This window comes from Streptomyces sp. NPDC056479 (assembly GCF_042795335.1).
GTDB lineage: Bacteria > Actinomycetota > Actinomycetes > Streptomycetales > Streptomycetaceae > Streptomyces.
The window spans coordinates 578222-586071 of record NZ_JBHTRZ010000007.1; the positions used below are offsets into that span (position 1 = coordinate 578222).

The 7850-nt window shown below is 69.2% G+C and carries 8 protein-coding genes; 6 read left to right on the forward strand and 2 right to left on the reverse strand.

The genetic code is table 11. The features are described 5' to 3' along the window. The first annotated feature begins 114 nt into the window (after window positions 1-114). Genes ACFQ6S_RS28880 through ACFQ6S_RS28890 form a run of 3 tightly spaced genes read left to right on the forward strand, consistent with a single transcriptional unit; the run spans window position 115 to window position 2674 of the window. Window positions 115-1419, forward strand: coding sequence for a M16 family metallopeptidase (locus ACFQ6S_RS28880; RefSeq protein ID WP_383415893.1), 1305 nt, complete (start codon window positions 115-117; stop codon window positions 1417-1419). Between the two features lie 50 nt (window positions 1420-1469). After that, complete coding sequence (gene dapB / locus ACFQ6S_RS28885) at window positions 1470-2222, forward strand: 4-hydroxy-tetrahydrodipicolinate reductase (protein ID WP_383415812.1); 753 nt, start codon at window positions 1470-1472, stop codon at window positions 2220-2222. After that, on the forward strand, window positions 2222-2674 hold the full coding sequence (locus ACFQ6S_RS28890; protein WP_383415815.1) for a hypothetical protein: 453 nt from the start codon (window positions 2222-2224) through the stop codon (window positions 2672-2674). Before dapB ends, ACFQ6S_RS28890 begins: the two co-directional genes overlap by 1 nt. A 143-nt stretch (window positions 2675-2817) precedes the next feature. Here the strand turns inward: ACFQ6S_RS28890 and ACFQ6S_RS28895 are convergent, their stop codons facing one another. Together ACFQ6S_RS28895 and ACFQ6S_RS28900 are read right to left on the reverse strand one after the other, a co-directional pair. Then, on the reverse strand, window positions 2818-3372 hold the full coding sequence (locus ACFQ6S_RS28895; RefSeq protein ID WP_383415818.1) for a hypothetical protein: 555 nt from the start codon (window positions 3370-3372) through the stop codon (window positions 2818-2820). A 90-nt stretch (window positions 3373-3462) separates the two neighbouring features. After that, window positions 3463-3699, reverse strand: a complete 237-nt coding sequence (locus ACFQ6S_RS28900) for a hypothetical protein (RefSeq protein ID WP_383415820.1) — start codon at window positions 3697-3699, stop codon at window positions 3463-3465. A gap of 208 nt (window positions 3700-3907) precedes the next feature. Between ACFQ6S_RS28900 and thyX the strand changes: the two genes are divergently transcribed. From thyX to ACFQ6S_RS28915, 3 genes are all read left to right on the forward strand, one after another. Beyond that, window positions 3908-4648 carry an FAD-dependent thymidylate synthase gene (thyX, locus tag ACFQ6S_RS28905; protein WP_383415823.1) on the forward strand — a complete coding sequence of 247 codons (741 nt, stop codon included), beginning with the start codon at window positions 3908-3910 and terminating at the stop codon, window positions 4646-4648. A 201-nt stretch (window positions 4649-4849) separates the two neighbouring features. Next, a complete protein-coding gene (gene dapA, locus ACFQ6S_RS28910; protein WP_383415826.1) occupies window positions 4850-5749 on the forward strand; it encodes a 4-hydroxy-tetrahydrodipicolinate synthase in 900 nt (299 codons plus the stop codon). Between the two features lie 158 nt (window positions 5750-5907). Further along, entirely contained in the window at window positions 5908-7593 is a 1686-nt protein-coding gene (locus ACFQ6S_RS28915; RefSeq protein ID WP_383415829.1) for a ribonuclease J, read from the forward strand. Window positions 7594-7850 lie beyond the last annotated feature (257 nt).

A 7850-nucleotide genomic window follows, 5' to 3' on the forward strand; every position in this document is an offset into this window, starting at 1 on the left:
GGGGGTTTGGGGGGGGAAAGGGGGGGGGGGGAGGGGGGGGGGGGGGGGGGGGGCGAGGGGGGGGGGGCCGGGGTTTGGGGGGGGGGGGGGCCCTTCGCCCGTACCCAAACCCTCATCAAGGGCACCAACGGCATCGGCACGGTCCGCAAGACCACCCTCCCGGGCGGCCTGCGCATCGTCACCGAGACCCTGCCCTCGGTCCGCTCCGCCACGTTCGGCATCTGGGCGCACGTCGGCTCCCGCGACGAGACCCCGGCCCTGAACGGCGCCACGCACTACCTGGAGCACCTGCTCTTCAAGGGCACCACCCGCAGGTCGGCGCTGGACATCTCCTCTGCCGTCGACGCGGTCGGCGGCGAGATGAACGCGTTCACGGCGAAGGAGTACACGTGCTACTACGCGCGCGTGCTCGACACCGACCTGCCGCTGGCCATAGACGTCGTCTGCGACATGCTGACCGGCTCGCTCATCCTCGAGGACGACGTCAACGTCGAGCGGGGCGCGATCCTCGAAGAGATCGCCATGACCGAGGACGACCCGGGCGACTGTGTGCACGACTTGTTCGCGCACACGATGTTCGGCGACAACCCCCTCGGCCGCCCGGTCCTCGGCACCGTCGACACGGTCAACGCCCTCACCTCAGACCGCATCCGCCGCTTCTACAAGAAGCACTACGACCCGACCCACCTGGTCGTGGCGGCCGCCGGCAACATCGACCACAACAAGGTCGTACGACAGGTCCGCGCGGCCTTCGAGAAGGCGGGCGCGTTCAAGAACGGCGACGCCGCGCCCATCGCACCGCGCGACGGCCGGCGCGCCCTGCGCACCGCGGGCCGCGTCCAGCTCCTCGGCCGCAAGACCGAGCAGGCCCATGTCGTCCTCGGCATGCCAGGCCTGGCGCGCACCGACGAGCGCCGCTGGGCACTGGGCGTGCTCAACACCGCCCTCGGCGGCGGGATGTCGTCCCGGCTGTTCCAGGAGGTCCGCGAGAAGCGGGGCCTGGCCTACAGCGTGTACTCGTACACCTCCGGCTTCGCCGACTGCGGCCTGTTCGGCGTGTACGCGGGCTGCCGGCCCTCGCAGGTCCACGACGTGCTGAAGATCTGCCGTGACGAGCTCGACCAGGTCGCCGAACACGGCCTGTCCGACGACGAGATCGACCGCGCCATCGGCCAGCTCCGCGGCTCCACCGTCCTCGGCCTGGAGGACACCGGTGCGCTCATGAACCGCATCGGCAAGAGTGAGCTGTGCTGGGGCGAGCAGATGTCCGTCGACGACATGCTGACCCGGATAGCGGCGGTGACCCCGGACGACGTCCGTTCGGTCGCCCGCGACGTCCTGGGGCAGCGACCGTCGCTGTCGGTCATCGGCCCGCTGAAGGACAAGCAGGCCGCCCGGCTCAACGACGCCGTCGCCTGACCCGTCCGCCCTCGGAACCTCGGAACATCCGACGTAAGGAAGCAACAGAGATGAGCAAGCTGCGCGTGGCGGTCCTCGGCGCAAAGGGCCGGATCGGCGCCGAGGCGGTACGGGCGGTCGAGGCCGCCGAGGACATGGAGCTGGTCGCCACCCTGAGCCGGGGCGACAAGCTGGAGACCCTCGCGGAGACGGGCGCCCAGGTGGCCGTCGAACTGACCACGCCCGACTCGGTGATGGCCAACCTCGACTACTGCGTGAACCACGGCATCCACGCGGTCGTCGGCACCACGGGCTGGACCGACGAGCGCCTCGCGCAGCTGAACGGCTGGCTGGCCGCCTCCCCGGAGACCGGCGTGCTCATCGCGCCGAACTTCTCCATCGGCGCCGTCCTGACGATGAAGTTCGCGCAGATCGCCGCGCCCTACTTCGAGTCCGTCGAGGTCGTCGAGCTGCACCACCCGAAGAAGGTCGACGCCCCCTCCGGCACCGCCACCCGCACCGCCCAGCTCATCGCCGAGGCCCGCCGCGCCGCCGGGACGGCACCCGCTCCGGACGCCACGGAGACCGCCCTGGACGGTGCCCGCGGCGCCAGCGTCGACGGGATCCCGGTCCACGCGGTCCGTCTGCGCGGCCTGCTGGCCCACCAGGAGGTCCTGCTCGGCGGCGAGGGCGAGACTCTCACCGTCCGGCACGACTCCCTCCACCACAGCAGCTTCATGCCGGGCATCCTGCTCGGCGCCCGCCGCGTGGTGACCACTCCGGGCCTCACCTTCGGCCTGGAACACTTCCTGGACCTGGGCTGATGCGCGCCAAGCTGTCCTACGCCATAACGGCCGCCGTCCTGGTCGTCTACTTCGTCCTGGTCGGCAGCCGTGGCGTGATGCTCATCCAGTCCGGCACGGTCATCACCGTCACCTTCGGTGTGGCGGTGCTGATCCTGCCGGTCATCGGCCTGTGGTTCCTGTGGAAGAACACCCAGTTCGTCCGCAAGGCCAACGCCCTCGCCGCCGAACTGGACGCCGAGGGAGGCCTGCCCGTCGACGAGCTGAAGCGCACGCCGGGCGGCCGTATCGACCGTGACTCGGCCGACGAGGTCTTCGCCAAGCGCAAGGCCGAGACCGAGGACGCCCCCGACGACTGGCGCAGCTGGTTCCGCCTCGCCGTCGCCTACCACGACGCCCGGGACACCCCGCGGGCGCGCAAGGCGATGCAGCGGGCCATCGCCCTGCACGAGGGCAGGACGGTCGAGGCCTGAGCGCCACGACGCCGCGTGCCTGACGCTACGACGACGATTCAGCCCTGAGAGGCCCTTCAGCCGCACGCCGATCGCCAGGCCGTACGACGAAGGGGCCGGCCCGCATACGCCGCGGACCGGCCCCTTCGGTGTACGCATCGCTCTCAGCGGCGCGCGTTCTCCGCCGCCCACGCCTCGATGGCGTCGGCGGCCCGGTCGAACGCCGCGACCCGCGCCAGGAAGTCCGCGTTGTGCGTGGTCATCAGCGTCGGCGTGTCATTGGCCGACCGGCCCCGCCGTACGAGCAGCAGCGCCTGCCCCTGCACGGTGCGCGGCAACCCCAGCCAGCGCACCGGCTGCTGCACCGTCCGCACGGCGACGACCTGGTCCCAGGGCACCGTACGCGTGACGAGGAAGCTCACCCTGCGCAGTCCGCGTGCGCTCACCCACACGCCCGCGCGCAGCAGGCGCAGGGCGGTGGCGATGACCGCCAGCGCGATGGCGAAGACCACCGCGGCCTCGTTCACCGTGCCGGTCAGGGCGATGATGACCGCCGCGAACAGCACGAACGAGGCGAGCAGCAGCCCCAGCGCCGCCATGCCCACCCGCCACGGCCCGGGACGGTAAGGACGCCGCCAGCGGTCGTGGTCGTCGAAGGGCAGCGGGGCATCGTCGGCTGCCTCGAATGCGCGGTCGGCCGTCAGGAAGGGCAGGGGCACGGCTGGTCCTCACTCAATCCATGCTTGGGCTGTGCCCGGTGAGGTTATCGACCCGTGTCCCCGCTCACCACCTCTGGGGGTCCGATGGAGTCAGTGCCCCTGGGAGGCCTGAGACTCCTGGGCCGGTGTGGACTTGTCGGTGGACAGCGCCGGCGTGCCGACGACCAGCGAGCCCACGAGCCCGGCGACGATGGTGAGGCCCAGCAGCCAGCGCCCGGCCATCTGACCGACGGACGCCCGCTCTCGGGGCGGGGGAGTGACATTGCTGCGGAACCTGTCGGCCTCGGCAAGGAAGGCGAACGGGACGGGCTCGCGCCGACCGAACATCAGGGACTTCTCCTCTTGGAATCGTGTGGGTGACCCTCACCAACACAGACGAGCGGGTGCCCCAAAAGGTGCCCGGTTTCACCGAATTCACAGAAATTCGCTGATGTTCGCCGCCGTATGTCGCAACCCGGCACCGAACGCCCCGTTGTCAGTGCCGCCCCGTAGAGTGGGCGCCGCCCAGCGAAGTGATGGAAGGACCCTCCGAGCCGTGACCGACACCCCCGCCGACGACCCCAAGCCCAGCTTCCGCAGTGACGTCACCGTCGAGCTGGTCAAGCACAGCGCGGCCGACTCCGACGTGCTGTGGGCCGCCCGCGTCTCCACCGCCGGCGAGCAGTCCCTGGAGGAGCTGCAGAAGGACCCCGAGCGCTCCAAGGGCCTGATCAACTATCTGATGCGGGACCGGCACGGCAGCCCCTTCGAGCACAACTCGATGACCTTCTTCATCAGCGCCCCGATCTTCGTCTTCCGCGAGTTCATGCGGCACCGCGTGGGCTGGTCGTACAACGAGGAGAGCGGCCGCTACCGCGAGCTCCAGTCCGTCTTCTACGTCCCCGGCGCGGACCGCAAGCTCGTCCAGGAGGGCCGCCCCGGCAAGTACGTCTTCGTGGAGGGCACCGAGGCCCAGCAGGAGCTGGTCTCCCGCACCATGGAGGACTCCTACCGCCAGGCGTACGACGCCTACCAGGAGATGCTCGCCGCCGGCGTCGCCCGCGAGGTCGCCCGCGCGGTCCTCCCGGTCGGCCTCTTCTCCTCGATGTACGCCACCTGCAATGCGCGCTCGCTGATGCACTTCCTCGGCCTGCGTACCCAGCACGAGCTGGCCAAGGTCCCGTCCTTCCCGCAGCGGGAGATCGAGATGGTCGGCGAGAAGATGGAGGCGGAGTGGGCGAAGCTCATGCCGCTGACGCACGCCGCCTTCAATGCGAACGGCCGTGTGGCGCCGTAACGCAACCCGGGCACGGGGGCCGTGGGTCAGCCTCATGAAGTGTCCGTATTGCGGCATTTAGAGATGTTCATCTAGCCTGATCAAACGGACCCGGCACTGCTTGAACCCCCGAGCAGGCAGTGCCGGGCTCCATATTTGTCCTGACTTTCCCGCACCCCCCTAGGGCAGACCCGGCCGTGCGCAACGAGTAGCGTGTAACCCATGGCTCCGACCTCCACTCCGCAGACCCCCTTCGGGCGGGTCCTCACCGCCATGATCACGCCCTTCACGGCGGACGGCGCACTCGACCTCGACGGTGCACAGCGGCTCGCCACGCACCTGGTGGACGCAGGCAACGACGGCCTGATCATCAACGGCACCACCGGCGAGTCGCCCACCACCAGCAATGCGGAGAAATCGGACCTGGTGCGAGCGGTACTGGAGGCCGTCGGCGACCGAGCCCACGTCGTGGCCGGTGTCGGCACCAACGACACGCGCCACAGCCTCGAGCTCGCCCGCGCGGCACAGCAGGTGGGCGCACACGGCCTGCTGGTCGTCACGCCGTACTACAACAAGCCCCCGCAGGAGGGCCTGTACCGGCACTTCACAGCCATCGCCGACGCCACCGAGCTGCCGGTCATGCTCTACGACATCCCCGGCCGCAGCGGCGTCCCGATCAACACCGAGACGATCGTCCGGCTCGCCGAGCACCCGCGCATCGTCGCCAACAAGGACGCCAAGGGCGACCTCGGCCGTGCCAGCTGGGCCATCGCGCGCACCGGCCTGGCCTGGTACTCCGGCGACGACATGCTGAACCTGCCGCTGCTCTCCGTGGGCGCGGTCGGCTTCGTCTCGGTCGTCGGCCATGTGGTCACCCCCGACCTGCGCGCGCTCGTCGACGCGTATGTCTCCGGTGACGTACAGAAGGCCACGGAGATCCACCAGAAGCTGCTCCCGGTCTACACCGGCATGTTCCGCACCCAGGGCGTCATGACCACCAAGGCCGCGCTCGGCCTCCAGGGCCTGCCCGCCGGACCGCTGCGCGCCCCCATGGCGGAGTGCTCACCCGAGGAGATCGAGCAGCTCAAGATCGATCTTGCTGCCGGCGGGGTACAGCTCTAGCACCAGACTTCGCGCGCCAGGCGCGCACACAGACTTCACAACTGAATAAGCGGGCCACCGGTGCCTGCGCACTACACACAACGACAACTGCTTCTGCACGAACGTCACGCGCGCCACGTGCCCGACCGGTACGTGGCGCGCGTGGTGAGGAGAGTCTTTTGAGTCATCCGCATCCTGAACTCCGTACGCCTCCGCCGCTCCCCGAAGGCGGCCTGCGGGTCACCCCGCTCGGCGGTCTCGGCGAAATCGGCCGAAACATGACGGTCTTCGAGTACGGAGGCCGTCTGCTGATCGTCGACTGCGGAGTGCTCTTCCCCGAGGAGGAGCAGCCCGGAATCGACCTGATCCTGCCGGACTTCTCGTCCGTCCGGGACCGCCTCGACGACATCGAGGGCATCGTCCTCACCCACGGCCACGAGGACCACATCGGCGGCGTCCCCTTCCTCCTCCGCGAGAAGCCGGACATCCCGCTGATCGGCTCCAAGCTGACCCTCGCCCTCATCGAGGCCAAGCTCCAGGAGCACCGCATCCGCCCCTACACCCTCGAGGTGGCCGAGGGGCACCGCGAACGCATCGGCCCCTTCGACTGCGAGTTCGTCGCGGTCAACCACTCCATCCCGGACGCCCTGGCGGTCGCCATCCGCACCCCGGCCGGCATGGTCGTCCACACGGGCGACTTCAAGATGGACCAGCTCCCGCTGGACAACCGACTGACCGACCTCCACGCGTTCGCACGTCTGAGCGAAGAAGGCATCGACCTCCTCCTCTCCGACTCCACGAACGCCGAGGTCCCGGGCTTCGTGCCGCCCGAGCGGGACATCTCCAACGTCCTGCGCCAGGTGTTCGCGGGCGCCAGCAAGCGGATCATCGTGGCCAGCTTCGCCAGCCACATCCACCGCATCCAGCAGATCCTGGACGCGGCCCACGAATACGGCCGCCGGGTCGCCTTCGTCGGCCGCTCGATGGTCCGCAACATGGGCATCGCGCGCGACCTGGGCTATCTGAAGGTCCCGCCGGGCCTGGTGGTGGACGTCAAGACACTCGACGACCTCCCGGACCATGAGATCGTCCTCGTCTGCACGGGCTCCCAGGGTGAACCGATGGCGGCCCTGTCCCGCATGGCCAACCGCGACCACCAGATCCGCATCGTCGACGGCGACACCGTGATCCTCGCGTCGTCCCTCATCCCCGGCAACGAGAACGCGGTCTACCGCGTCATCAACGGCCTGACCCGCTGGGGCGCGAACGTCGTCCACAAGGGCAACGCCAAGGTGCACGTCTCGGGCCACGCGTCCGCGGGCGAACTGCTGTACTTCTACAACATCTGCCGCCCGAAGAACCTGATGCCGGTGCACGGCGAATGGCGCCACCTGCGCGCCAACGCCGAACTGGGCGCCCTGACCGGCGTCCCGCACGACCGCATCGTCATCGCCGAGGACGGCGTCGTCGTCGACCTCATCGAGGGCAAGGCGAAGATCTCCGGCAAGGTCCAGGCGGGTTACGTATACGTCGACGGCCTCTCGGTCGGCGACGTGGGAGAGCCGGCGCTCAAGGACCGCAAGATCCTCGGCGACGAGGGCATCATCTCGGTCTTCGTGGTGGTGGACTCCTCCACCGGCAAGATCACGGGAGGCCCGCACATCCAGGCCCGCGGCTCCGGCATCGAGGACACCGCCTTCGGGGGAGTCATCCCGAAGATCACGGAGGTACTGGAGCGATCAGCCCAGGACGGTGTGGTCGAGCCGCACCAGCTGCAGCAGCTGGTGCGTCGGACCCTCGGCAAGTGGGTCTCCGACACCTATCGCCGCAGGCCGATGATCCTGCCTGTGGTGGTGGAGGTCTGACGGTCCGTCGGACCTTCGACTGCGTGAACCTGGAGCGGGGCACCTCGATTTGCATCGGGCCGCCCCGCTCCAGTACGTTTACGGCTCCGCCCAACCGGGAACCCGGCCACCTCGTGTGCCGGAACCAGTCCCCGAAGGGGGCGGGAATTCCGACTCAGAATCTCTGATAAAGTCGGAACCGCCGGAAAGGGAAACGCGAGAGCGGGAACCTGGAAAGCACCGAGGAAATCGGATCGGGAAACGGTCTGATAGAGTCG

Bases quoted from the DNA above. Each gene is read 5' to 3' on its own strand.
- ACFQ6S_RS28900 (WP_383415820.1), bottom strand. From the start codon at position 3,699: ATGTTCGGTCGGCGCGAGCCCGTCCCGTTCGCCTTCCTTGCCGAGGCC.
- dapB (WP_383415812.1), top strand. From the start codon at position 1,470: ATGAGCAAGCTGCGCGTGGCGGTCCTCGGCGCAAAGGGCCGGATCGGC.
- dapA (WP_383415826.1), top strand. From the start codon at position 4,850: ATGGCTCCGACCTCCACTCCGCAGACCCCCTTCGGGCGGGTCCTCACC.
- ACFQ6S_RS28890 (WP_383415815.1), top strand. From the start codon at position 2,222: ATGCGCGCCAAGCTGTCCTACGCCATAACGGCCGCCGTCCTGGTCGTC.